Annotated in this window: 17 protein-coding genes; 2 read left to right on the top strand and 15 right to left on the bottom strand. The window is 64.7% G+C overall.

What is annotated here, in order from left to right:
- Nucleotides 1–20: 20 nt before the first annotated feature.
- The 10 genes from DOL89_RS17895 to DOL89_RS17845 form a co-directional block, all read right to left on the bottom strand.
- Nucleotides 21–1,238: a glycosyltransferase family 4 protein gene (locus DOL89_RS17895; RefSeq protein WP_119680739.1), complete on the bottom strand. Its 1,218-nt coding sequence runs from the start codon at nucleotides 1,236–1,238 to the stop codon at nucleotides 21–23.
- Entirely contained in the window at nucleotides 1,235–2,722 is a 1,488-nt protein-coding gene (locus tag DOL89_RS17890; protein WP_162937648.1) for a lipopolysaccharide biosynthesis protein, read from the bottom strand. Before DOL89_RS17890 ends, DOL89_RS17895 begins: the two co-directional genes overlap by 4 nt.
- Nucleotides 2,719–3,843: a polysaccharide deacetylase family protein gene (locus DOL89_RS17885; protein WP_119680737.1), complete on the bottom strand. Its 1,125-nt coding sequence runs from the start codon at nucleotides 3,841–3,843 to the stop codon at nucleotides 2,719–2,721. The genes DOL89_RS17890 and DOL89_RS17885 overlap by 4 nt, the downstream gene beginning before the upstream one ends.
- The gene (locus tag DOL89_RS17880; RefSeq protein ID WP_119680736.1) at nucleotides 3,840–4,961 is read right to left on the bottom strand and encodes a glycosyltransferase family 4 protein; all 1,122 of its coding nucleotides are present in this window, start codon (nucleotides 4,959–4,961) and stop codon (nucleotides 3,840–3,842) included. The genes DOL89_RS17885 and DOL89_RS17880 overlap by 4 nt, the downstream gene beginning before the upstream one ends.
- 54 nt (nucleotides 4,962–5,015) lie before the next feature.
- Entirely contained in the window at nucleotides 5,016–6,647 is a 1,632-nt protein-coding gene (locus DOL89_RS17875) for a GumC family protein (protein ID WP_162937647.1), read from the bottom strand.
- Between the two features lie 4 nt (nucleotides 6,648–6,651).
- A complete protein-coding gene (locus DOL89_RS17870; protein ID WP_119680734.1) occupies nucleotides 6,652–8,100 on the bottom strand; it encodes an O-antigen ligase family protein in 1,449 nt (482 codons plus the stop codon).
- Nucleotides 8,101–8,196: 96 nt separating this feature from the next.
- Nucleotides 8,197–8,862, bottom strand: a complete 666-nt coding sequence (locus DOL89_RS17865; protein ID WP_119680733.1) for a sugar transferase — start codon at nucleotides 8,860–8,862, stop codon at nucleotides 8,197–8,199.
- Between the two features lie 646 nt (nucleotides 8,863–9,508).
- A complete protein-coding gene (locus tag DOL89_RS17855) occupies nucleotides 9,509–10,660 on the bottom strand; it encodes a glycosyltransferase family 4 protein (protein WP_119680731.1) in 1,152 nt (383 codons plus the stop codon).
- Between the two features lie 19 nt (nucleotides 10,661–10,679).
- On the bottom strand, nucleotides 10,680–11,873 hold the full coding sequence (locus DOL89_RS17850) for a GNAT family N-acetyltransferase (RefSeq protein ID WP_119680730.1): 1,194 nt from the start codon (nucleotides 11,871–11,873) through the stop codon (nucleotides 10,680–10,682).
- A 75-nt stretch (nucleotides 11,874–11,948) separates the two neighbouring features.
- Entirely contained in the window at nucleotides 11,949–13,010 is a 1,062-nt protein-coding gene (locus DOL89_RS17845) for a hypothetical protein (RefSeq protein WP_162937646.1), read from the bottom strand.
- Nucleotides 13,011–13,193: 183 nt separating this feature from the next.
- Here DOL89_RS17845 and DOL89_RS17840 point away from each other — a divergent pair, with 183 nt between their 5' ends.
- Nucleotides 13,194–14,396, top strand: coding sequence for a glycosyltransferase family 2 protein (locus DOL89_RS17840; protein WP_119680728.1), 1,203 nt, complete (start codon nucleotides 13,194–13,196; stop codon nucleotides 14,394–14,396).
- A 60-nt stretch (nucleotides 14,397–14,456) separates the two neighbouring features.
- On the opposite strand, the gene DOL89_RS17835 is transcribed toward DOL89_RS17840, so the two are convergent.
- Nucleotides 14,457–16,226: a type I secretion C-terminal target domain-containing protein gene (locus DOL89_RS17835; protein ID WP_162937645.1), complete on the bottom strand. Its 1,770-nt coding sequence runs from the start codon at nucleotides 16,224–16,226 to the stop codon at nucleotides 14,457–14,459.
- A 942-nt stretch (nucleotides 16,227–17,168) separates the two neighbouring features.
- On the opposite strand from DOL89_RS17835, the gene DOL89_RS17830 reads away from it, so the two are divergent.
- Nucleotides 17,169–18,089, top strand: a complete 921-nt coding sequence (locus DOL89_RS17830) for a GNAT family N-acetyltransferase (protein WP_205574721.1) — start codon at nucleotides 17,169–17,171, stop codon at nucleotides 18,087–18,089.
- A gap of 21 nt (nucleotides 18,090–18,110) precedes the next feature.
- Here the strand turns inward: DOL89_RS17830 and DOL89_RS17825 are convergent, their stop codons facing one another.
- From DOL89_RS17825 to DOL89_RS17810, 4 genes are read right to left on the bottom strand one after another with little or no spacing between them, the layout of a single operon-like run.
- Nucleotides 18,111–18,632, bottom strand: a complete 522-nt coding sequence (locus DOL89_RS17825) for a response regulator (protein ID WP_119680725.1) — start codon at nucleotides 18,630–18,632, stop codon at nucleotides 18,111–18,113.
- Nucleotides 18,629–20,500, bottom strand: coding sequence for a sensor histidine kinase (locus DOL89_RS17820; protein WP_162937643.1), 1,872 nt, complete (start codon nucleotides 20,498–20,500; stop codon nucleotides 18,629–18,631). Before DOL89_RS17820 ends, DOL89_RS17825 begins: the two co-directional genes overlap by 4 nt.
- Nucleotides 20,501–20,512: 12 nt before the next feature.
- Entirely contained in the window at nucleotides 20,513–23,197 is a 2,685-nt protein-coding gene (locus tag DOL89_RS17815) for a cyclic nucleotide-binding domain-containing protein (RefSeq protein ID WP_119680723.1), read from the bottom strand.
- Nucleotides 23,198–23,728, bottom strand: a complete 531-nt coding sequence (locus DOL89_RS17810) for an SET domain-containing protein (protein WP_162937641.1) — start codon at nucleotides 23,726–23,728, stop codon at nucleotides 23,198–23,200.
- Between the last annotated feature and the right edge of the window lie 129 nt (nucleotides 23,729–23,857).

Here is a 23,857-nt window from a genome sequence, read left to right as displayed (position 1 = left end):
GGGCGGTGGCATTTGGCCGCCTAGGGATGGCCCCGCCCGACCAGGGGAGCATGGATGTCGAGCACCGTCCGGGCGATCTGGCTCCATGAGTTCCGCGCCCGCGCCTTGTCGTGGCCTGCGGCTCCCAGCCGGGCGGCTAACTCCCGGTCGTCGAGAAGGCGGGCGATGGCAGCAGACAAGGCGGCGGTGTCGCCCGCGGGAACGCCGAGCCCGGTGACTCCGTCCTCCAGATCCTCCGCAAGGCCGCCGACCTGCGTGGCGACGATCGGCCGGGAGAAGGCGTAGGCGAGATACAGCACGCCGCTCTGCGTGGCGTTCCGGTACGGAAACGCCACGACATCGCCGAGGCTGATGAGGGACCCGATCTCCTCATTCGGCAGATATCGCAGATCCAGTACCACCTCCCCGCCGAGGCCGAGCCGCTCGATCCGCCGGCGCAGCTCGTCCGTGTCCATGTGCTTGTTTGGATATCCCGCGATCAGGAGTCTGGTCCGTGTCCGATCGGGCAGCATGGCAAAGGCTTCGATCAGCTCGGGAACGCCCTTGCTCGGACGCAGAGTGCCGAAGAACAGCACGACACGGTCGGCTTTTCCGATGCCATAGCTCTGCCGCAGGCGGTCGATGCAGTCCGGGTCGGCGCTGAACAGATCCTGGGTTCCATGCGGCATCACGGGGGTTGAAACCCGGACTTCCGGATATTGGGCCAGGAAGGCCGATCTCGTATCCTGGGACAGGAACATGATGGCAGAGAAGTTGCCATAGACGCGGCGGAACATTCGCACCCTGAGCCAGTCTGCCGGCACGGAGCGCCGGCTGTCCCGCGCCTCGAACTCATGGCAGATTTGGGTCATGCGGATGCCGGCACGGCGGAGCTGATCCAGATAAATCCATTGGAACGGGAAATGGATGATGCTGAACATTGCCACGTCAGGCTCCAGCGCGCGGATGCGGGCGACCAGCTCCTGCCAGACCCGGGCGAACCGCAGCGCGCGCCGGACCCGGCGTATCCGGCGCAACGCCTTCCCGAGGAGACCGGCGGTCGGCGGCCGATCCTCATGAATGGACCAGAGCCGCATGCAGGGCTCCAGCTGGAAATTCCGCGGCGCTTGCGCTAGTTCATAATTGCAGGAGGTGATCAGCACCACATCTGCGCCGGCCGCCGCCAGCGCCGTACAGAGCTGGTGCGCGAAGTGCGCCAGACCGCCGGTGCCGTTGGGCTCCACCAGGACGATCCTCATGGCGCCGGCTCCCGGATAGGATCAGGGCGCGGCGTCCTCTGCCAAGCGGACAGAATGGTCTGGATGATGTGCCGGGCCTCGTGCCGGTCGACCAGCCAGATCGACAGGATATAGGCCACCGCCCCCACTGTGACCGAACCGGCCAGGACCACGGGAACCGGCAGCGACCCGGCCATATGCTGCCAGCCCAACACGCAGACGGCCATAAAGCCGGCCGCCAGCGCCGTGCCCTGGAAGGCCACCCATACCTGCCGGACCTTGATATCCAGGGTACTGCAGGCAACCGCGATCCGGAGCACGGCCGTAACGGCAGAGCAGGCCAGGACAACTGCTGCCGTCGCGGTCACATCCTGGAAGAGATATGTGACCGACCATATGGCCGGCACCATGTAGCACGCTTCCACAATTAAGAGCAGCGTGGCCAGCCCTGGCCGCCCCACAGCCTTGAACGCGTCCCCAAAGGCCCAGGGAATTGTGTCCAACGTCAACGCCAGGGCAAGGATCTGCATAACCGGGATGGCCGGCCCCCATTTGTCTCCGAAGGCCAAGGGAAGCACGATCGGCGCCACCAGGGCCAGCCCTACCCCGATAGGGGCGGAGGCCATGACCATCCGCCTTGCGGTCGCCAGCAGATGGTCCTTGAACTCGTTCCCATCCTCCCGGATGCGGACGAACACAGGGAACATGATGCGGCTGACTACGACGCCAAGGCTGCCCAGGATCACATCTGGCAGGCGCAGGGCCACCACATAGACGGCGAGCATCGCTTCCCCCGGGAAGCTCAGGATCGATAGCTGGTCCATTCGAAACAGGATCGGCGCGATCAGGGACGCTGCCCAGACATGCAAGCCGAAGCGCATCAAAAGCCTGGCGTCATCTGCATCGAAGCGCCAGGACGGCCGCCAGGGCAGCACCGCCCAGCGTCCCGCTGCCCGTACCACCGCACTGGTGAGCATGCCAGCCGGGAAGCTCCAGATACCGAAGTCCGCCAGCACACAGAGAATCACCACCCCGGTCCGCACGGTCGCAGCCATGAAGTCCACGCTGTAGCAGACGCGGAATTTGAGCTGACGATGCAGTAGCGCATCATGGGTACTGGCCATGCTGTTGATCAGGAAGATGGGCGCCATCACCATGATCAGGTCGGAAAGCCGCGGGTCGTCGGAGAAGGTTTGTGCAAACGGCGCCAACAGCAGTGCCGCCACCATCTGCGAGAGGCCAATGGCCGCTGACAGGATGAAGGCCGTATCCGCAAGGCTGGCCTTTTCATCCCCCTTGTAGGTCAGCGCATCTTTGATGCCGACGTCGCGCAGGGCGTCGACAAAGCCGATGAAAAGAGTCCCGGCGGCGATGATGCCGAAATCCTCCGGCACCAGCACCCGAGCAAGCACGGCGATGGTGACAAGCGACAGGGCCTTGTCGCCGCCATAGGCGAAATAGGCCCAGGTCAGCCCCATCACCGTTCTGGAACCAATCGTGCTCACCCTGCCAATCCCTTAGCTCCGGTCAGTATCGCCCGCAGCCGGATCGGAAGCTGGGCCATGCCGCTGACTTTCGCGGCGAACCTGGCCAGCGTATCGGATTGGGCGACGTTGATCCGGCGGATGCGGAAGCGAGACCGGAATGCCTCCTTCCTCCAGGCCGGACCTTCCACGGTGGTGAAGGCCATCTCGAACCCGGCCTCCGCCACCATGCGTTCATGCTCATCCCCGAAGTCGCGGGCGGAGCCGTTCGGATAGGCGAAGCCACGGACGGGAGACCCCAGCCGACGTTCAAGAATGGTACGGCTGCGCCGTATTTCGTTGCGCGCGCGGTCCGGCGGCACCTGGGAGAGGATGGGATGCGTGATCGTATGCGCCCCGATCTCGAACCCGTACTCCTGCATGCGGGCAATCTGGGACCATGTGACATGGCTGTCCGCAAAGGCATCCGGCGGAACGGCGACGCCAAGGGCGTCCGGCAACCGGGCCAGGGCTGCGCGCTTGTCCGATTCCGGCAAGCGTTTCGCGGCATGCACCCAGTCGTGCAGGGCGCGTTCGCGGTCGGTTCCGCCCAGACTGCGCTCCCCCAGGATCGGAAGGTCGGCCACGGACCGGGTGCTATGCGCGAAGCAGTAGCCCGCGAGATCCCAGAAGAAGGGCCGGTTGGAGCCGACGCAGCCTGCCGCCACGCACAGCAGGGCCGGCGCCCCATGGCGGCGCAGGATCGGCATGGCGATGTCGTGATTGTCGCGATACCCGTCGTCGAAGGTGATCAGCGCTGCACGCGGCGGCAGTTCCGCCCTGCCGGCCATGGCATCGGCAAGATGCGAAGCGGTGATCAGGTTGAAATGCGTCTTCAGATACCGGACCTGCTCATCGAACCGCTCCGGCGTGGCGCTGACATTCTCCGCAAAACCGTTGCGGGCTACCGCCTCCGGATCAGCGATCCGATGGTAGAGAAGCACCGTGAGACGGTCGGGCTGTGCCCGGATCAGCCTGTCGAACAGGCCCAGGCGCCAGAGTTGCCGGTACAGCCTGCCGGCCCTTGTTTCCCGGTGCCCGGCGGGCATCGGCTCCATGAGCGGGGCCGCACGGGTGAGCAATCCGCTCTCTTCCGCGCTCATCGGCGGCCCTCCAGAGTGCGTTCATAGACGGCGCGCGTGTGGCGTGCCTGCTGGTCAAGGGAGAAGACGGCTTCGATCCGTTGGCGGGCGGCCTCCCCCATCGCTCTGGCAAGGTCCTGTTCCGTCACGAGCCTGCCGGCGTAGCTTGCCAGTGCCGCCGCGTCGCCCGGCTCGATAAGGAAGCCGGTACGACCATGTTCCAGGATTTCCCCGATGCCCCCGACCCGGGTGGCAATGGAGGGCAGTCCCGCCGCCCCCGCTTCCAGCAGCACGTTGGGCAGCGCCTCGCTCCAGGAGGGCAGCACCAGAATGTCGCTGGCGGCCAGGATGTCCGGCACGTCGCTCCTGGTTCCCAGGAACCGGATACGGTCGCCGAGCGGTGCTGCCAAGGCGCGCAACGCCGGCGCATCCGGACCGTCGCCGACCAGCAGGACCTTGAGGTCCGGGACCTGGGGCGAGAGGCGGGCCGCGGCGTCGAACAGCACTTCATGTCCCTTGCCGCCGCGCATCACGGCCACCATCACCAGCACCTTGTCGGTGGCGGCAAGGCCCAGCTTCCTGCGCATCTCGGCCCGGACCGCACCGGATGCGAAACCCGCCACATCGATCCCGTTGAATACGGTGTCGATCCGGTCGAGAGAGACCCTGGCGATCTCGGCAAAACGCTGGCGCACGCATTCGGACACCGCGATGACCCGGCTGAACAGGTGCCGGACGCTGGCATGGAGAAGCTGCCGGCGGGCGGCGGCCGCAACGGTTCCGGCCGGTTCGTCCAGGACGTGGCGCGTCATGACGATGCGCACCTGCCGGACGGCGCCGACGGCACCCGCCATCATGGCGCTGTAGGGGTCCTGGGCGTGGACCAGATCGAACCGCTCATCCCGCAGAAACCGGCCCAACCGGCCCAGCGCCTGAACATCGGTCAGGCTACGGGCCCCGAGATCGTGGCGGGGAATGCCCATCAAGCCCAGCGCATCCGCCAGCGGCCCATCCCGCCGCCCGTTGAGCGTGCACAGGCGGAGGTCGACGTCCAGGGCGGACAGGCGCGGCAACAGGCTCAGCATGTTGCGCTCCGCACCGCCCGTGGGCAGACCGTGGATCATCATCAGAACCTTCATCCGCCTTCCCCCTTGGGCATGCCGACCGGCAGCAGCGATCCGGACCGGCCGGACCTACTTTCTGGACAACCGGGTCTTCGACGGCTCCTCAATGTCCGTTATCCGGCCTGGAGCGTCGAGACGGTCCCCCGCCTGCGTGCGCGCCTCCAGCGGTTCCGCGGCATGGGGGCGGGCCGCATAGGCCACCCCCATGCTTTGCCCGCCACCGGAACGCCGGTCCAGGAAGGCGGCCAGGACGATGGAGAAGAGCATAGCGGCGAAGCCCGCGATGCCGACGCGCATCCCGGTCGACATATCCACGCGCTTCAGCGGCGTGCTCGGCTGCTCCAGAATGCGCACGCTCATCAGCCGGCGCTCATTCAATGCGCCTTCCAGGCTGACTTCGCTGGTCTTCTGCGCGAAGGTCTCCAGGTTCCTGGCGCTCTGGTCGACGGTCAAGCGCAGCCTGGCGAGGACGCCGGCATGCGCGTTCAGCACCAGCAACTGCTCCTGGATTTCCTTCTGCGACTGCTGCAGCGCGCCGATATGGGTTTTCTTGGCGCGCAGTTCCGCACCAACCCGGGCGAGTTCGGCCTGCCGTTGAGTTTCCAGGAAGTCCCGCACCGCCGCCATGGATTGCTGCACCCGAACCAGTTGGGGATTGCGCGGGCCGACGGACGCGAGCAACTCCTGCTCCTGGAGCTGCAATTGCAGCATCTGCACCGAAGCGGCGCGGAGCGCTTCTGGATCGACGAGCGGAGAATTCGCAAGCCCGCCATCGAGCGACTTGCCGGGGTTTCTCAAGGACGCGGCGCGTTCCTGCAGAACGTCGATTTCGGTCTTCAGCATCTGGATGGCGGTTGATATTTCACTCTCCCGGCGGACTCCGTTCTGGACCTGCGCGTCGAGATCGCTGATCCCGTTCGCGGCCTTGTAGCGCTCCAACTCGTCCCGCGCCTGATCCAGGGCCTGCTGATGGCGCGCAGCCTCCGCCTTGATCACCTCCCCCCGGCTATCCTTGAAAAGGCTGAGCCGCTGGTTGAAATAGGCGTCGATCAGATTGGCGATGACGGCCGCCGCGATGACGGGGTCCGGGTGCCGGAAAGCGATATGAATGACGTTGGAGTCCTTCGGGCTCCTGATCCGCAGATCCTTCATCATCTCGCGCACGGCCGTATCCCGCACCACCTGCGCCCGGCTGATCCCAGATATGGACGGGTCCTTCTCCTCCCTCAGCAGCCCTTTCAGGGACTTCACAACTCCGCCCACGACTGCGGAGAACCCGGTCGCGGTTCCCGGCTCTTCGGGGGCAAGGTCAGGGTAGATGGTGTGCGCCCCCATCTTGGCCACGACCTCTTCCTTCAACGACCGGCCATTGAGGATTTCCAGTTCGGAATTCAGCAGCTCGGCGGACCGGAAGGGCGCCCAGGATTGCTGGCCGAATTCCGCGCGGTACACATATTCGCGCCCGAACCCGGCGAAGAGGCTGCCATTCGCCTCATAGGTCGGGGTTATGGAGAGCGACACGATCCCTGTCAGGCCCATGGTCACGATCACGAGCGTGATAATCGTGAAAGCCCGCTTCCGCAGCACACGGGCGAGATCGCGTACCAGCGAGGCGGAGTCCGTGATCTGCATCAAGGATTGTCCGGCAGGCATCGCCATGGCACGGCTGCCGTCCCGTGCAACTGGAAACATGTCCGTCATTGCCTCATCCTTCCTGCTGAACGCCTGTCTGCCCAGTCCGCGCCATGCCGGCTTCCGTCCGCGCAACGATGGGGAGCGCCCACGCAAGCCCCGCGAGCAGCCAGAAATATTCCGGCCATGCGCTGTGCAGCCAAACCGCGGCAATGCCATAGCCCATCAATCCAAATCCGAGAGCCCGGCCCAGATTGGCGGTATCTCTGCATCCGGCCCCGTCGAGCGTGCGGACACCGGTGTAGATCGATACTGCGAGGCTGAGCAGGAGGGCGCAGAAGACGACGAACCCCACGACGCCCAACTCTGCCAGCACTTCTAGGTAAAGGCTGTGCGCCTCCCGCTCCTCGCGGCGGTTCTCGACCTGAAGAAGATTTGTGTATTGCTCGAAGTTGACCGGGTAGTTGCCGGCCCCTACGCCAGTAATGGGATGGTTGCCGACCATCGCCAGACCGACCTGGAACTGGGCCATGCGCCCCTGGATGGAGCCGTCACTGCCACGGCTGTCGCTGTCCAGCGTCGTTTCCACGGCGGCGATGCGGTCGTAATAGCTGGCCGGCACGAAGGGCAGCATCATGCAACCCACTGCAGCCGCGGCCAGGATGTGGCGCGGCTTCGGACGCCAGACCAGCGCCATTGCCGCCGCTACGCAGAGAAGCGCCAGCAAAGCCCCGCGCGAATAGCTGAAGACGATCGCCGTCACCAGGACGCCGGCCACGAGGGCAGCCAGGAACTTGAGCATCGGCGTCCGCTCGCCGGCGATGCGGTTGACGGCGACCGGCACCAACGCCACTAGTGTCTGCGCATAGAAGTTCGGATCGGTCAGCGGGCCGGTGATGCGGTAGCTGTCCAGTTCCCCGACGATCTGATGCAGGCCCGCCTTGGCGAGACCGCCGAATTCCATATCGTAGTTACCGGTGACCACCTGATAGGTGCTGAGCGCCGCCACCAGCCCGCCGCCGGCGAGGGCCGCCCACAGCACTCCCCGGAATGCGGCGGCATCGACGACCAGCGTGGCGAAGAGAAGGCCGATCATCGCCTCCTTGAAATAGGCCATGCCGTCCTCGAGCGCGGCCCCGCTGTCCATGGCGTACAGGGAGGAGACGATGCGCAGGACGCCATAGATCAGGACAAGAAGGATCGCCAGTACCGGCAAATGCAGCTTCTGATGTCCCAAGGACCAGCGCAGGATCACGGCTGCGATCACGACCCCGAACAACAGCTTGGTCACGGACGGAATGCCGTAGCGGGCAAGCAGGACATCCGCGAGGTTCGTGTAGATCACAAAGGCGAGAACGGCCAGGCACCATTCGATCCGCTGCAAGAGAAGCAGCGTCGCCGCGCAGACAAACGGAAGACCCAGCACCAGCGCAGGCGGAAGATCCGTCCCCAGTGCCACGATGCAGAATACTCCGATGCCGCTGAAAAGAGCCGTCTCGGCCAGACGTCCCGCACCTGCCATGAAACCTCACCAATCCTGAACCGCCGCCCCGCTTGCAGAATGACTCTGCAAGCGGGTAGTCAATCAGCATATATTTATGGGTATGCGTACTCCGGTTCAGCAATTGAACCGGCCACTCAAAAGGCACCAGAAGGTTCTTCCTACCAGCATAACATCGCCGAACAAAGACATATTGCGTATATACTCCACATCCATTTGCGCTCGCTCCTCGAAGTAGGTCGTTTCGGTCTGCGCCAACTGCCATGGACCAGTAATCCCTGGAGGCACCGAAAGACGGATCTTCTGGAGGTCGTTGAGCTGGTCGGGCTGCCAGGACGACGGCCTGGGGCCGACCAGCGACATCTCACCCCGGATTACGTTCCAGATCTGCGGAAGCTCATCTAGATGTAGAGGGCGAAGTATTTTCCCAATGCGCGTGACCCTCGGATCATTGGGTATCTTCACCTCAGGCCATTTGCGCACATTCAAATGCGCGTACTGTTCATACTTGCGGCCGGCATCCTGGACCATAGTGCGGAACTTTAACATTCTGAACCGCTTGCCATGCCGCCCTGTTCTCTCCTGTAAAAAGAATACGGGTTCGCGGGGCGAGTCCAATTTGATCAGCAAAGCTATGACCGCCATTGCGATCAGCCAGCCCGGAAGTATGAGGAAAATAATGAGAAGCTCTGTGGGTCGTTTCATCAGACGGTAATTCGAATGACCGGACTCACGGCTATCCTTCGAGTCCGCCAGAACGGCGGCATCCTGTATTTCGCTCATTTCATTGGCCTCCCAGGATGGAGCATCCCGACCATGGGCGACTGTCGGCTCTCCGGTCGATCAGGCGAGAATCTTCTCGTCTTCGGACGCGCGGCCGCATCCGAAGATCATGTTTCATTTTTATTTTACGGGTACTGCCTAGAGACGATGCATATTTATACGGTTTTCTTCACCGGCGGACACCTAGACGGAAGGAGGATGACATTCCTGATCAGGGCGGAGGTCGCGCATTTCGGATGAGCCGCGCAATGTCACATCCAAATAATTTCGGGTATTATCTTTATTTGAGATAGTTCCTGCATACAATGTGTAGAGGAGCGCCACATCTGAACGCATATCAAAGGCTGCCCAAGCCGCAAAATCCCATTCTGGCTTTTTATTTCTGCTTAGATCGCCCAACCGGATTAGGTTCCTTCTGCGACTGCGGCACGGAAGGAGGATTTCGCGGTTGTCCCCGCGGGTTATCTTCGGTAGTTATCTATCCTCTTTTGCTTTTGACTTGCCAGCCGCTGCTGCATATTCAGTATCGATTGCGCAGTGCCGAAACAATGTCTCGGCGAGAAACAGTTGGAGCTCCCGCAATCTGCTCAGTGGGCAAGTCGTGCGGACTTGGAGGCGGCCTCGTGGAACTGGACGGTTACGCCGATCAGGCCCTCAGGGCGCTGCGCGCCATGGCCTGCGCATATCCGGAGCGGATTTCCCGCATCATCTTATCGACCCCGAAGTCCCTGGCGACCATGCAGCGCGCGGCCTGCGCCTGCTGATCAAGCTCCTGCCGATGAACGGCGCACCAGTGCAGTTCGCGGGCAAGGCCTTCCGGATCGCGTGCATCGACCAGCCGTGCAGTCACCCCATGCTGGAAATGATCGGGAATTCCGCCGACACTGGTCAGCAGTAGCGGGGTCCCCACCGATGCCGCTTCCAGGGCTGCATAAGGCAGTCCCTCGAGCACGGAGGGGAGACACATCAGGTCGGCCCCCCGGATCAACTCCACCGCATCCTCCCGGAAGCCCAGGAACATTACCTGCTCCTCTAGACCGGCCTCCCGGACCATCCGTTCCAGAGAGGGACGTTCGGCGCCATCGCCGGCCAACAGGCACCTGATCGGACGCCCGCTGGCCCTCGCCATCCGTAGAGCGTCCAGCAGATATCGATGCCCCTTCTGCGGTTCCAGCCGTGCCGGAACCACGACCAAGAAGTCGTCTGCGGCGAATCCGAATGCCTGGCGCAGGTCGGTCCCCTGCCCCACCGGAACCTCGAGGGCGTTTGTCGTGACGGTGATCCGGGAGCGGGGAATTCCAATCTGCTCCAGATAGTCGGCCCCGTCATTGGAGACGGTCAGAAAATCGGCCCCGAGGCGGCTGGAAAAGCGCACCAACGCATCCAGCCCGGCAGCTTTCAGCCGGCCCGACGCGAAGGTCCGGAAATTCAGGTGAATGGTGCAGAGGCGGCCGGGAATGCGGGCGAGAGCGGCGGCGGTCATTCCCATGAAATAGGATTGAGGATTGTGCGCGTCCATGACGCCCGCTCCCATGCTGCGGGCCAGATCGGCAAGCCAGCGGATGTTCCGCATGTCCCGCGGGGCATAGGGCGAAGCTGCGACCGGCAGGCCAGCCTTGGTGAGCGCCGCACACAGGGGCGCGCCCGCTGTCGCGGCCACGCAGCACCGTCGTCCAGCCTGCGTGAAGGCACGGGCCATCGCGGTCACACGCGTGTCTATACCGCCATAGCGCTTGGCCAGCGCGACGATAAGGACAGGGGCTTCCGCGCTGGCCTGAGCGCCGGTTCCGGCCGCCATCTCCCATCTCCTGTTCTGGTCAGACGCGCTGGGCGGGCGCGGCTGTCTCCATGCCTTGGTCCGCCCGCGGCTTCAGCCTGCGCCGCGCCGCCCGCACGAGATTCACCGCCTTGGCGAAGTGCGGCCCGCTGTACAGGGTGACATCGCTGAGGAAGGTGATCGGGGTTCCGAGCAGCTGTTTGTAGCCAGCGTCGCCGGCCAGGAAGTCGTACAGGCGCGCGTCCGTGCCAAGAGCATCCTGGATGGCCAGGGCATGGGCCGTGTGTCCAGGCTTCAGCCGTCCATCCTGTTCATAGTCGAAGCCGCCCTGGTAATAGCTGATCACCCCCCGCCAGATGAAAGCGTAGAGATATCCGATCACATGCGATCCGGCCCTGAAGCGGGTCAAGCGCACCTGCCTGGCCGGAACCCCGCTGGCGACCAGACGGCGATGGAAGTCGCCGATCCTTTCCCCCGCAAAGGCGCCGGGCTCTCCACGTGCCGTCCAGCGCCGGTCATGGAGCGACTGCAACTCCGCCAGATAGGCCAGCCCCTCTTCGGCCGACCCGGCATGCTCAACCGTCAGCGCCCCCCGACCCTCGTAGAGCCGCAGGGAGCGGCGAAGCGCGGCGCGGGTGCTGCTGCCAAGGCTTCCTGGATAGTCCTGACCGCGCTGCCGCAAGCCGGACAGATCGACACCGTAACAGCAACTGGAAGCGGATACCTGCACCAACCGCCCGGACTGCGCCTGGAGCGGGCGGAGCGCCTCGACCACCCCCGGTTCCGCCATGCGGATTCTGACCTCGCCGAGCGGCCCGAGTTCCCTGAGCAGGCGGTCCACGCAGGCCTGTAGCAGAGATGCCCCGTAGGTTCGGTCCAGCAGAAGGCCGTTGTACTCGATGGTGAGGCGGTCATAATCGGGATCGCCGGTCTCGTGCAGCCAGACCCGGCCGGGAAACGCCCAGCGCCGCCGCAAGGTGGGAACTACCACGGCCAAGGCAACTGTCCGCCCCTGCGCGCTGGCGCGCAACAGACGAGGCCGGGCCTGACCCGGCAGGCACTCCAGCCATGTTCCGATCCAGAGCCATGACAGGAAGAAGTGCCCGTCGGCGCGCTCCTCCAGATCCCGCCATTCCCGGCCGAGCGCAGCCAGATCTTCGATGGGATCGTAGGAGATTCCGTCCAGGCACGCGGAACCGGGTTCCCCGCCGACCTGCACGCGATGCCAGTCCATCAGGCCGCCCCTCCCCGAACAGTGCCCCGGACGCCCTGGATTCAGGAGGGCTCCCTTCCCGCCACCGACCCGGGTTCAGCGCGCCCCGGATTTCCCAGGCAGAACCGCATAGATGCGGTCGGCCGAAAGCAGCCCGTCCAACAGGTCCGTCGGATAGGATTTCCACTCCACATCGATCAGGCCGAGCCCGAGCGCATCCCATTGCGAGCCGGCACTGGCACGGTCCTCGAACTGGAAATGGGCTCCGCCGGAGGAGTCCGTGATGAACCAGCCGTAATCGCGCAGGGCCTCCGCAATGATCCGGGCGGAGTTCCGTGTCTGTTCCGGCAGTTCGGGCGGCAGCGACGCGAGCCACTCGTCAATTTCGGCATCCGTCACATCCAGCGCGAAACGGGTGCCGGTCGGAATGCCGGGCGGACGACCGGGGTGTTCCAGCTTGGTGGCCGGCGGGACGAAACGGCTGCCGTCGGTGTTCCGGATCGGCATGGACAAGGCATGCCTGATCCTTCCCTGCGCGATCTCCTCGGGCCGGACAAGCATAGCGAGATACTGGATGCCGGACCCGCGGGAGGGTTGGTTTCCGCCCTCATAGGTGCGGTAGTCCCCCTCGATAAGCGACCCGTTCCGGGCCTGTACGGTTTCCCCATCGAAGGAAACCTGCCAGAGGTTCCATTCGCGCCCGGACTCCGGATCGAGGACGATAGCCTGGCTGTCAGTGCCGCTGGCCGCCTTCCATTCGTCGTTCCAGGGAATTTTCGTTCCGTCGATGTTGGAATTCCAGTCGGTCTTAACCGGATACCATCCGGTGGCCTCAGCCGCCTCATAGACCGGGTAGGTGTATTCTTCGAAGGAGAGATTGAAGTTGCCGGGCCGCGCCGCCGGGGCGCCGTTCCACAGCATCTCAGCGAGAGCTTTGGACTCCGGATGACGCTCCAGCCGGGCAACCGGAACGTTCCAGGGTGCTCCGGCCCCATAGGGGCGTTCATAGGCAGCCACGTTCTCAGGCGCCAACCGCTCCGCCGACTTCATCCACGAGAGATGCTGGGGACTTGCGAACGCGATGGCTAACCCGGCCAGGGTTCCGCCGGCAAGGCTGCCGCCGGCGATGAACTTGGCCCTTGTTCCTATTGCCGTCACTGCTCCTCTCCGAGAGTGATCCACAGAACGTCGCCTTTCACTTATTGGATCAAATCTCCCGGACCGCCAGGGTCCAGTGGTAGTAAACCCGCTGTATCGGCTGATCCTGCGGCTTAGAGCGGTCATAAAGAAAAGGGGAGGCAGCGCAGCCGCGGGGATTGCCGCCGGCGGCGAAGCAGGCGCATGCCGAGCTTAGCGCAACAGCAGGGGCTGCGGGTGATGTTCATCCTTATCGCCTCCATCGTGGTCGTCGCCCTTGGGCTTCAGGCCTTCCACTACATCCTTTATCCCGCCCTGCTCTGGTGCCTGGCGCGCTGGTTCCGGCGGCCGGTCCGCACCGCCTCCGACCGGCTCCGGGTCACGGTGATCACGGCTGCGCACAATGAGGCGGCGATCATCGCCGAGAAGATCGAGAACCTGCAGCGGTTGCGCTATCCGGACCTGCAGATCCTGGTGGTCTGCGACGGCTGCACGGATGAAACGGAGGCCATTGCCCGGCGCTATTCGGCATGGGGGGTCGAAGTGCTGGCCGTGCCACAACGCCAGGGCAAGGCCAACGCCCTGAACTTGGCCGTGCAGCATGCGAGCGGCGACGTCATCGTCATCTCCGACGCGAACACCATCTGTGAGCCCGATGCCATTGGGCATCTGGTCCGGAATTTCCATGACCCAGAGGTGGGGCTGGCCAGCGGCGACATCACCACATGGATCGAGCGGCACGGCCCGACCTCATCGACGGTGGCACGCTCAGAGGGTCTGTACTGGCGATATGAGGCGGCGATCCGCCGCTGGGAGTCGGCGCTGGGGTCCACCGTTTCCGTAATCGGCGCGCTGCTGGCGATCCGCCGGAATCTGTATCCGGGCATTCCCGCCGACATGATCAATGACGATGTTTTTCTATGCCTGCACGTACTGCGCTCAGGCTGCCGGGTTATCTACGAGCCGCAGGCCAGAAGCATCCGCCGGTCGTCGCGCACCATGGGCGACGATGCCAAGCGGCGCCAGCGCATGGCCGCAGGACGCCATCAGCTTCTCCTGCAGCCAGGCAACTGGCCCTGGGCAAGCCCGCTAGCGGCCTTCTTCCTGTTCTCGCACAAATTTCTGCGGCTGTTCCTGCCGTTCCTCATGGCGGTAGCCTTGATCGGCAACATCGCCCTGTTCGCCGCTGGCCCGGTGCCGCTGGCGTTCCAGCTCACCCTTCTGGGGCAGATCGGCTTCTATGCCTTGGCTGCGCTCGGTCTGGTGGGAGAGCGGCGCAAGCGGAAATGGCGCCTGCCGATGCTTGCCTACTATGTGGTGCGCGGCAATCTGGGCGTGGCCGAGGGGCTGGTACAGCATCTGACAGGGCAGCGGACGGTGCTCTGGCAGAAGGTGGACCGGATTTAGCCGTCCGGTCCGCCGCAAACGAAATCGCTGCCGAACGATGCCCGGCAGCGATCCCTTGGGTCAGAGCACGAAGTCGGAGGCGTCGAGCGAGGAGACGCCGACCAGCTCGATCTGGAGGTTGGCCTTCCCGCTGCCGTCCACGTCGCCCTCGACCATCAGCTTCCCGTCCCGCATCACGGTCCGCAGCTCCCCCGCCTTGCCGGAGAAAGAGTCCGTGCCGATGAAGGTGAAGGCATTGTTGCCGGAGCTCTTGGTGCTGGCGTCGATGCCGGAGAGATCGATCTTGTCCCCTTCGCCGTGACGGAAATCCAGGATGACGTCACGGTTGGTGGAGCCGGGCTTGCTGAAATTGACATGCCCGAACTGGAAGGTGTCCGCTCCGGAGCCGCCCATCAGCATGTCACGGCCGGAGCCGCCATTCAGCACGTCCTTGCCCGCCCCGCCGAACAGGACATCGTTCCCGACGCCGCCATACAGCGTGTCGTTGCCCGCCCCGCCATAGAGCTTGTCGTTCCCCGTCTCGCCGGACAGGTTGTTGTTGGCGGAGTTGCCGGTGATGGTGTTGTCCGACCCGTTGCCGATGCCGGTCGCGGCGCTGCCCTTGAGCGCCAGGTTCATTTCCCCGGTCTTCAGGGTGTAGGAGCCGGACTTTTCGATCGTCTTGCCGGAGAGGCTGGACGTGCCCGGAACGGCGTCGCGGTTGCTGAGGCTGTAACCATAGGCCGACCCGCTGGAGGAACCGGAGCCATTGTCGCTGCCGGAGTCACCGGTGTCCGGTGCCGGATCGGGCTTCGGATCGGGGGTCGGTTCCGGCTTCGGCTCGGGCTTGGGTTCGGGCTTCGGCTCCGGAGCCGGCGGCACCGGAGTCGGCTCCGGCACGGGCTCGCTAGGCGACGAACCGCCGCCGAAGACGTCCGGCGGATACTTGTCGCTGGGAACGACCGAATAGATCCGGTTTTCGGTGAGCAGCCCGTCCAGCAGGTCGGTCACGCTACGGCCCGGCGTGTTGGAGCCGAGACCGAGGGCATCCCATTCCTTACCTGCGGTGGCGCGGTCCTCGAACTGGAAGTGGGCGCCACCGGACGTGTCGGTAATGAACCAGCCATAGTCGCGCAGCGCCTCGGCGATGATCTTGGCCGAGCGGAGCGTCTGCTCGGACAGGTCGGACGGTAGGGACTTCAGCCAGGCATTGATCTCGGCATCAGACACGTTCAGGGCGAAGCGGGTGCCCTCGGGAATGCCGGCGCCGCGTCCCGGATGCTCCAGCTTCGTGGCCGGTGCCACATAGCTGGTTCCGTCCGTGTTGCGGATCGGCAGGGACAGCGCGTGCTCGATCTTGCCCTGAGCGATCTCCTCCGGGCGCACCAGCATGGCCAGATACTGGATGCCGACGCCGCGCGAGGGAACATTGCCGCCCTCATAGGTGCGGTAGTCGCCCGGCACCAGCGAGCCATTGGTCGCGGAAACGGTATTGCCGTCGAACGAAACCTGCCACAGATCCCACTCGCGCCCGGTGGCCGGGTCCAGCACGATCACCTGGGCATCGGACCCGTTGGCCGGCTTCCAGGCGGGATTCCATGGAATCTTCGTGCCGTTGATGTTGGTCGACCACTGGGTCTTGACCGTATACCAGCCCGTAGCGTCGGTGGCTTCGTAGACAGGATAGGTATACCCGTCGAAGGAGAGATTGAAGTTCCCTGCCCGCGCCGAGGGTGCATCGTTCCAAAGGGCGTCGGCAAGAGCCGACGAGTTGGGAGCCCGCTGAAGTCCCGCGACAGGAATGTTCCACGGAGCATCGGGACCGAAGGGCCGCGTATATGTAGTCGCCATGTGCATTGCCTCTATTCGCGTTGCCAGAACGCTGCAGAGGCTGCTTCCCAACAGTAAACAGAATCTTAAAAACACCCTTTGTCACTACTCGGCCACAGTAAGAGTCTATCAAGTGGATATATTTGATCAGGTTATTACCGGGCTATTTAACCTCACATACTGTGACTTTGGCGTGGTATTACGAATCTATATTTTGAAAGCGCCCTGAGAATCCAGGTACTTACGCCCTGTCCTGTCGGAAGCGGCAGACCGGCGTGGAACATCCAGCCCCGGTCCGGTGTTCGCGGCGATTTCCCGTCTCAGGACATGGCATCCAAAGCTGGCAGCAGCCCTGAACGGAAAACCCGGCCACGGTGGAATCCCATGCCGGGCTTCGCCGTAGCCACGCGAAAAGGTCGTGTCGATGGCGTCATCAGGCGGAACGGAACCCTTTCGTCCTGGGGAGAGTGGCCCCATCGTGGCACCGCAGGCGCACCACTTATGCAAGCTTGACCCGACACGCTCTGCTCGTCAAGGTAAAGGCACCTGCACATACGTGCCCAGCCCAGCGCCACGGCTGGGGAACGGCCACATTCGGCTTCCGGCCGCCTCAGCGGGCCATTGACAGATATCATCATGATTACATTGGAGCGGTCGCGATCCGACCAGCCGTTTCCCGATCCTCACATGCAAACCTCGGTGAAGGTCGTTGGAAATATTGCTGCGCTGGAGCCTTTCATTCCCCAGTGGGAAGATCTGGCCGAGCATGCATCCTGGCCGAATGTGTTTTACGCGCCCTGGGTCCTGATGCCGATGCTTCGGCATCTCAATGGTCCAGGACCCTGCCGCTTTGTCCTGGTCTTCGGGCAAGCCAGGGACGACCCGCGCTCTCAGCGCCTCATCGGGTTCTTTCCGCTTCAGAACAGTCTCTTGCATCCCTTCCTACCTGTCGGCCGGCTGCAAATGTGGCACTCGGAACTGACCTTCCGCTGCATGCCGCTGGTCCGGGCAGGTTACGAGGATGCGTGCATTGGCGCCTTCCTCGCCTGGTTCCATAAGGGACCGGGCTGGTACAACGTGCTCGACATGGAACTGCTGCCGACGGGGAACAGGCTGCACGACGCGGTCGTGCGCCATCTGGGCGCCGCATCGGGCCTGGATTGGGTGGAGAAGCGGCAAGAGTCCCATATCTATGAATGTTCGTCGGACTTCGAGACCTATCTTTCCACCAATGTTTCGAAGGAAGGGCGAGCGGCCTTGCGCCGGAAACATCGGAACCTTGCCAAACTCGGACCCGTCGAGATCATAGAGCGGGGGCAGGCCGACGACATGGCAGCCGTAGCGGATCTGTTCCTGCGTCTGGAGGCCAGCGGCTGGAAGGGAAAGGCCGGAACCGCCATGGCGAGCGTTCCGGGGCAGAGTGAGACGTTCCGCAAGCTTCTGACCGGCGGGGGAGAAAAGGGACGGGTATCAGTGACGGAGTTGCGGGTCGGCGGACGGCCTGTCGCGATGCTGGTCACTTTCCTGGCAGCCCCCGGCAGCTTTGCTTTCAAGATTGCTTATGACCAGAACCACCCCGCCGCCAGGCAGTCGCCCGGCGTGCTGCTGGTGATGGAGGCCGTCCGCCAGATGCATGAGGACGGCTCGCTGCTGGGAGCGGGCATTCAATGGTGCGACAGCTGTGCGGCAGAGGATTCCGAACTGGACTTGCGCTACCGGACACGCGCGTTCCCGCTGCGGTGCTACAGAGTGGCCGCGCGGCATGGGTTTGCTGCCCTGCCGATCCTGCTTCAGCGTCTGCGGGCGCTATGGACGCATCCCGCCAAGCTCGTGGAAATCGGGGCGCAATTCGGGGCCGCGATCGGGCAGTCGGTCCTGGTGTGACACCGCGCCTGGTTTTCAGAGTCAGCCCGCCGGCGGCCCGCTCTCGGAGCTGTCCCTGCACGCTTTCCAGTCGGCGTGGGAAGCCTCGATCAGGCGGGCCAGCTCCCGCGACCGGAACGGCTTCGGCAGGAAGCTTATCCGGTCGGCGGGGGGCACCTCGCGAAGCATCTCGGCGGGATCGGCGCCGGTATAGCCGCTGGCGATGATGATCTGGATCCGGTCATCCAGCGCACGGATCGCCTTGGCCGCCTCGATCCCGGTGCTGCCCGGCGGCATATGGTAGTCGAGAAAAGCCAGCGCGAAGGGGCGCCCCTCCGCAAGTCCCCGGCGCACCTGCTCCACCGCCGCCTCGGCCTGGGGAACACACACCACTTCCGTCGGCAGGAATGGCGAGGGATGCGCCTCCCCAAGCCCGAACAGGGCCGCCTCCAGCCGTGACAGGTCACCCGGCGGGGCCGCCACGGCCTGCTCGATCAATATGCGGTAGCCCTCCAGGATCAGCCGCTCATCATCGGCCGCCAGCACGCGGAAGGGCGCATTCATGCTATCCCCACTCCGGTCGACCCGCTACATGGCCGCAATCGCACGGTGACGGTCGCCCCCTGTCCCGGTCCGGGGCTGCTCACGGAGATGGCGCCGCCCATGCTTGCGAGGGTATTGGCGCACCAGTGAAGACCGATGCCGCCCGTCCCGACGCGCTTGGTGCTGAAACCGCGCTCGAAGACGCGGTCGATGTTCTCCATGGCTATTCCCTGTCCGGTGTCGGTGACCTCGATCTCGACGAAACTGCGATCGTCCGTTTCCATCAACCGTCCACACACCGTGATGATCCCCGGCCCGCGTCCGGCCGCCAGGATGGCCTCTTCCGCATTGATCAGCACATTGCCGAACACCTGGGCCAGGATGATGGAATGTCCATACACCCGTGGCAGGTCGTGAAGTCCCTTGCGGATAAGCCTCGCGGTGCCGCCGCTTGCGAGCAGGCGTGCGGCGCTGGAGATTACGCTAGCAACCTCCACGGCCTCCAGCTTCCGGCCCGACCGCGTAAAGGCCTGATGATCGGCCAGGATACGCTCCACCTGTTCGATCTGCCCGGTCATGACTTGGACATCCGCCGCCAGCGCTCCTGCCCGTCCAGCGGCTTCGGCCAAGCCGACCCGAAGGTACTTCGTCGCCATGGCCGCACGCTGGTCGCTTTCCACATCCGGCAGCATTTCCGCCGCGGCCTGCAGGCGGGTCAGCAGCCCGTCTTCCGTCAGGGCCTGCAACCGCCACAGCCGGACCGAGATCGGCGTCAGCGTGTTGCGCAGATTGTGCGTCATGCCCCCAGCGAGTTCTGCCATACCGGTATAGAAACTCTGTTCCGTCAGCCGGTGACGGGTATCCTCCAGCTGGCGGAAGGTGGATTCGAACTCGGCGGCCAGCACCTCAAGCTCATCGCCCCCACCGGCCAGGGCTTCGGGTGTCGCGCCACGCGCCATCTGCACCCGCCCGAGCAGGGCGGCGACGGGGCGGAGAACCTGACGCCGCAGCATCCACAGGGTTAGCCCTCCGGTCGCCAGAAGCATGATCGCGGACAGTGCCAGCCCGTAATTCGCCATGGCCCTGCCGGACCGGCTGATGCTCCGCTCAAGCAGCGCCTCCAGCTCCAGCAGCGGCTCGCCCTGGAAGTCGGGGAGCGTGGTGCGGACCCGCAGATATCCGTCGTCCACAGCCTGAACATGGAAGCGGGAGGCGCCCTCTCCCGCCGGCGCGGGAACCGCAGCCGGCGCCTCGCCCAGTGGCTCCAGGGTGAAGGCCACCTGCACCTGGTTGCCCAACTGCTCCACCAGACTCTCTGTGAGCTCCCGTCCCATAATCAGCGTGCCGGCAGGCGGCCCCGACCCGTCGGCGCGCAGCACTGGAGCCGCCGCGACCATTAGCATGGTGTCGCCAACGCTCAGGAATCCGCTTCGCGCCGGCAGTGGTCCGCACTCGTCCGTCTGGCCGCAGGCTGTATCGATCAATGCCCCGACCAAGGCCGTCGAGGCGGGGCGGCGTTCTTCAGCGGAGAGGTCGTACTGTTCCCCCCAGACCACCCTGCCGGCGGGGCTGATGAAATACATCAGTTCGACGCCGATCCCCTGGAAGCTCTGGAGGACAAGGTTCTCCTTGATGAAGTCTTCACGGTCGATGCCCAGCATGAAGCCATGCGCGCTGTCCCACAGCGCCCAATCCAGCGTGGAGGCTTGTAGCTGGGCCAGATTCCCTGCCACGGCATGCAACGCACGTTGCGCGTTGCGCAGGGCGGCCTGGGTTTCGAGCTGCTGAAATTCCCGGGAGACGATGCCGTGCAACAGAGCTGCATTGCCAACGAAGAGAGCGCCGGTCGTGACAGCCAGGGTCAGCAGGATGCGGTAGGCGAGGTGCATGGGCAGCATTCCTCAGGGAATATCCGGCTCCGCCGCGCCGGGACCCCACGGCGGAGCGGTTCCAGCGGACTGGCGGGCCAGCGCGGCATAGGCCCGCATCAGGCGGCTTTCGAGCGTACTCAGGGCTGCGGCAAGGATGTGCGGGTGCTCCGCCGCGAGATCGGCCATGGCGGCCTGCGGTATCAGCAGCACACGGGCGCCAGCCAGGGCGCGGACCAGAGGAGCGGTCCCGGCGCCGCTATCGGCGAAATAGCGCCCCACTACCTCACCCGCTCCGGCTCTGGCGACCTCATACCCGTTCCATTCCAGGCACACCTCCCCGCCCTGCACCACGATAAGGTCGCCGGAGGGGCCGACAGCGGGCAGCAGGACCTCCCCTTCGGCGGGTACGCAGGGCACAACCTGCCGCACGAGCGCGGCCAGATCCTCATAAGCGAGCGAGGCGAAATCCTTCACCGACTTCAGGAACAGCACGAGGTCGGCCCGTTCGGCGGTGGCGGCATCATAGGGCGGCGGATTGCCGGCCAGCCGGGCCGCCATGTCGATCACGCCGCCGGACAGGGAGTGGATCAGTCCGCCAGCCGACCAGTCCGGAACCAGCAGGGGCGGCAGGTCGACGCCGCTTTCCCCATCCAACAAGCCGATCACCGGTCGGATCAGGCGTCCGGTCGGCAGGCTTGCCAGGGCCTCCACGGCATTGGAGCGCACCCTGGGATTCCGGGATTGTGCAAGGCTGTAGAGCAGATTCACCTCGCGCCGGTCGCCCAGGGCGGCCTTCACCGTCAGCACCCGCCAGATGATCTGCCGGTTCCTTTCCGCCAGCTCCGCCGCGAGCATTCCTACCGTCTCCGGAGTCCCGTAAAGGGAGGAGGCCAGAAGGCCAGACGAGGCATCGACCGCCCGCATCTGAGCCTGGTTAGCCCGCGCCACCCGGTACAGCGGGCGCAGATGGGCGCGCAGGATGCGTCGTGCCAGCCGGCTGCCTGCCAGTCCAAGGACGCGGATCGCTGCACACTCGACCTCCGGTCGGGTAGACCGGAGCAGCCCCTGAACGGCCCGGACCCCGGCATTGCCGTGCCTGGCCAGGGCAGGTGCTGCGGCGTGGCGTACGGCGGCAACCTCATCCTCCAGCAGCACTCCCAAGGCGGACACGCCGGCGGCGCAGCCGGGCGGAGCACTGCCGAGAAGACCAGCGGCCGCAATCCGGATTTCCGCATCCTCGTCCCGGCTGAGAAAAACCGCGTCATCTACCCATGCAGGCAGCGGCGCGGTTTCCGTATCCTCCCTCTCCGCACCATCCGGGGAACCGAAACGTTGGATCAGGGTTTCGCCCAGCGCCCGCACCTCCGGATCGGGATGGTTGCGCAGAGCCTCAAGGTCAGGCAGCGGCGGGCCGGATCGCCTGTCCAGTATGCGGCTGCGCTGGCGGAGCGACCGGATCAGGCTTGGCAGGAATGAGGCGCCTACAGCGGCGGAGGTCAGCGCGAAGGCGCCCAGCACCGCAAAGGCGGCAAGCAGGATACGCCCGGCGGCCCCATCCTCCGGGCTCTGAAGCCAGAGCAGGGCCGCGCCGGCAAAGGCGATGCCCAGCGGATATGCGACTCCTTCGACGAAGATCCTGAGCTGTCCCGCGATGCGCGCCGGCACGGCCGCATAGTTCAGGCTCTTTACCGGTTCGAACAGGGCGTTCGAGACGGCGTTGGCGTTGGCGTGGAGCAGCAGGGCCGCGGGAAGCGCACCGCCTGCAAGCAGCAGCAGGAGCCCTGCGAGCGAAGACGCCGGGAAGAGTATGTTGCGCAGCAGCGGCCTGGCATGGTTCAGGACCAGCGGCGTGACGGTCGCGAGCAGCACCAGTTCCAGCGCCTGCTGCCCGGCAAAGACCAGGGACAGGAAGGGCGTCAGCGTAGCCGCGTCCGGAAAGTGGTCGGCATAGACCCGCATGGCGAGATAGTCCTGCAGGCAGAACAGCGCCGACATGGCGAAGACTGACAGGCCGATCAGGGCAATGATCGGATATCCCTGCGCGGCTACGGCGAGGGTACGCAACGCCGACAGCAGACTTCCGTCCGCACCGTCCTCCTCCTCCCCGTCGCCCAGGACCTGGAGACCACGCTCGATCCGGGAAAGCTGCACCACGCTCAGTCCCAGAAACAGTGCCGCGGCCAGCAGCAGTCCGCCGGACGGTATCCACAGCGAAATCAAGGCGGCGCCTGCCCCGCCCAGAACGCCGCCCAGCCCGAATGACATGGCCAGGAAGGGCGTATGCCGCTTCAGATCACGGGTTGCTAGGAATTCCCCGACGACGATCCAGAACATGGTGTCATAGAGGATTTCCAGCAGATAGCTGGTCAGAAGGAGGTTGAAGGACATAGCCGCCGTCGCCGGCAGAAGCCCGGCCAGGGCAAGCGCTGCCGACGCGACCAGGCCGAGCCACCGGCACACCCGCGTCGGCCGCCAGCGCCCCAGCGCCTCGGACAAAAGATAGGCGACCGGAACCGAGACGCAGGCCAGGGCCATGTAAAGGGCAGGCAGCCCCTCGCTTCCCGCCTTTTCCAGGTAGAGCGCCGCCCCGGAGGTCGTCACGACCACAACCGCCGCCGACGCGAGCGCTCCCAGCACCGCCAGTTCCACGATACTGCGCGGGCGGCGGAGGGACGAGCGCAGCGGGCGCGCTAGATCGACCACCGCCCGGAGCATCTAGCCCACGCGGATCAAAGAGGCGGGAATTGCAGCCGGCACATTGCGGACGAACATTCCGACATGTCCAAGCTCCAGATACCGGGCCTGAAGCTCCGCCGGGAGGGTGGAAAAACTGCGCACCACACCGCGGCAGGAAGCCGCCCCGCACCGGCACTCCATATCCTCGAGCGGATGTTCCTGATGGGTGGAATAGTCGTAGGTCAGCTCCTCATGGGCCGCGATGGGCCGCAGGGCGGTCATCCGGAAGCCGCTGACGCCGACACTCAATCCGCAGTTCGGATCGCAGCTGTGGTTTGTGAAATCGTCCTGGGCGCCATAGGGCGGGATGAACAGGTCCGGGCCGACTTGGAAGATGTCCTCATGCCCGAAACCATTGGCAAGCAGATGAGCGCGGGGAGCCGCATTGACGAAATAGGCCGGATCATCGATGGCCAGGGCCACGTCGCCCGTGCGGAGCGGCCGTGCCGTGAACAGGCCAAGCCCGCAACTTGCCGTAGGCGCCACATAGACGTGGAGATACTGGGCCAACTTTTCTCGCGGCGAGAGTCCCCGTGATCGTGCCGGCAGTAGCGAAATCCCATTGCGCAACATCACCCGCCCTCTTCCAACAAAGAGGTGCAACCCTGACAGGCGACGATTAACAGATGATTGATTATG

This window comes from Indioceanicola profundi (genome assembly GCF_003568845.1).
In the GTDB taxonomy this organism is placed as follows: Bacteria; Pseudomonadota; Alphaproteobacteria; order Azospirillales; family Azospirillaceae; genus Indioceanicola; species Indioceanicola profundi.
This window is presented reverse-complemented; position numbering and strand designations above follow the sequence as displayed.

What these genes read in the sequence shown, in the direction of transcription:
- DOL89_RS17835 (WP_162937645.1), bottom strand. Translation starts at nt 16,226, where the DNA reads ATGGCGACTACATATACGCGGCCCTTCGGTCCCGATGCTCCGTGGAAC.
- DOL89_RS17830 (WP_205574721.1), top strand. Translation starts at nt 17,169, where the DNA reads ATGTGGCACTCGGAACTGACCTTCCGCTGCATGCCGCTGGTCCGGGCA.
- DOL89_RS17875 (WP_162937647.1), bottom strand. Translation starts at nt 6,647, where the DNA reads ATGACGGACATGTTTCCAGTTGCACGGGACGGCAGCCGTGCCATGGCG.
- DOL89_RS17850 (WP_119680730.1), bottom strand. Translation starts at nt 11,873, where the DNA reads ATGGACTGGCATCGCGTGCAGGTCGGCGGGGAACCCGGTTCCGCGTGC.
- DOL89_RS17895 (WP_119680739.1), bottom strand. Translation starts at nt 1,238, where the DNA reads ATGAGGATCGTCCTGGTGGAGCCCAACGGCACCGGCGGTCTGGCGCAC.
- DOL89_RS17855 (WP_119680731.1), bottom strand. Translation starts at nt 10,660, where the DNA reads ATGGCGGCCGGAACCGGCGCTCAGGCCAGCGCGGAAGCCCCTGTCCTT.
- DOL89_RS17825 (WP_119680725.1), bottom strand. Translation starts at nt 18,632, where the DNA reads ATGAATGCGCCCTTCCGCGTGCTGGCGGCCGATGATGAGCGGCTGATC.
- DOL89_RS17870 (WP_119680734.1), bottom strand. Translation starts at nt 8,100, where the DNA reads ATGGCAGGTGCGGGACGTCTGGCCGAGACGGCTCTTTTCAGCGGCATC.
- DOL89_RS17880 (WP_119680736.1), bottom strand. Translation starts at nt 4,961, where the DNA reads ATGAAGGTTCTGATGATGATCCACGGTCTGCCCACGGGCGGTGCGGAG.
- DOL89_RS17865 (WP_119680733.1), bottom strand. Translation starts at nt 8,862, where the DNA reads ATGAGCGAAATACAGGATGCCGCCGTTCTGGCGGACTCGAAGGATAGC.
- DOL89_RS17815 (WP_119680723.1), bottom strand. Translation starts at nt 23,197, where the DNA reads ATGCTCCGGGCGGTGGTCGATCTAGCGCGCCCGCTGCGCTCGTCCCTC.
- DOL89_RS17885 (WP_119680737.1), bottom strand. Translation starts at nt 3,843, where the DNA reads ATGAGCGCGGAAGAGAGCGGATTGCTCACCCGTGCGGCCCCGCTCATG.
- DOL89_RS17840 (WP_119680728.1), top strand. Translation starts at nt 13,194, where the DNA reads ATGCCGAGCTTAGCGCAACAGCAGGGGCTGCGGGTGATGTTCATCCTT.
- DOL89_RS17820 (WP_162937643.1), bottom strand. Translation starts at nt 20,500, where the DNA reads ATGCACCTCGCCTACCGCATCCTGCTGACCCTGGCTGTCACGACCGGC.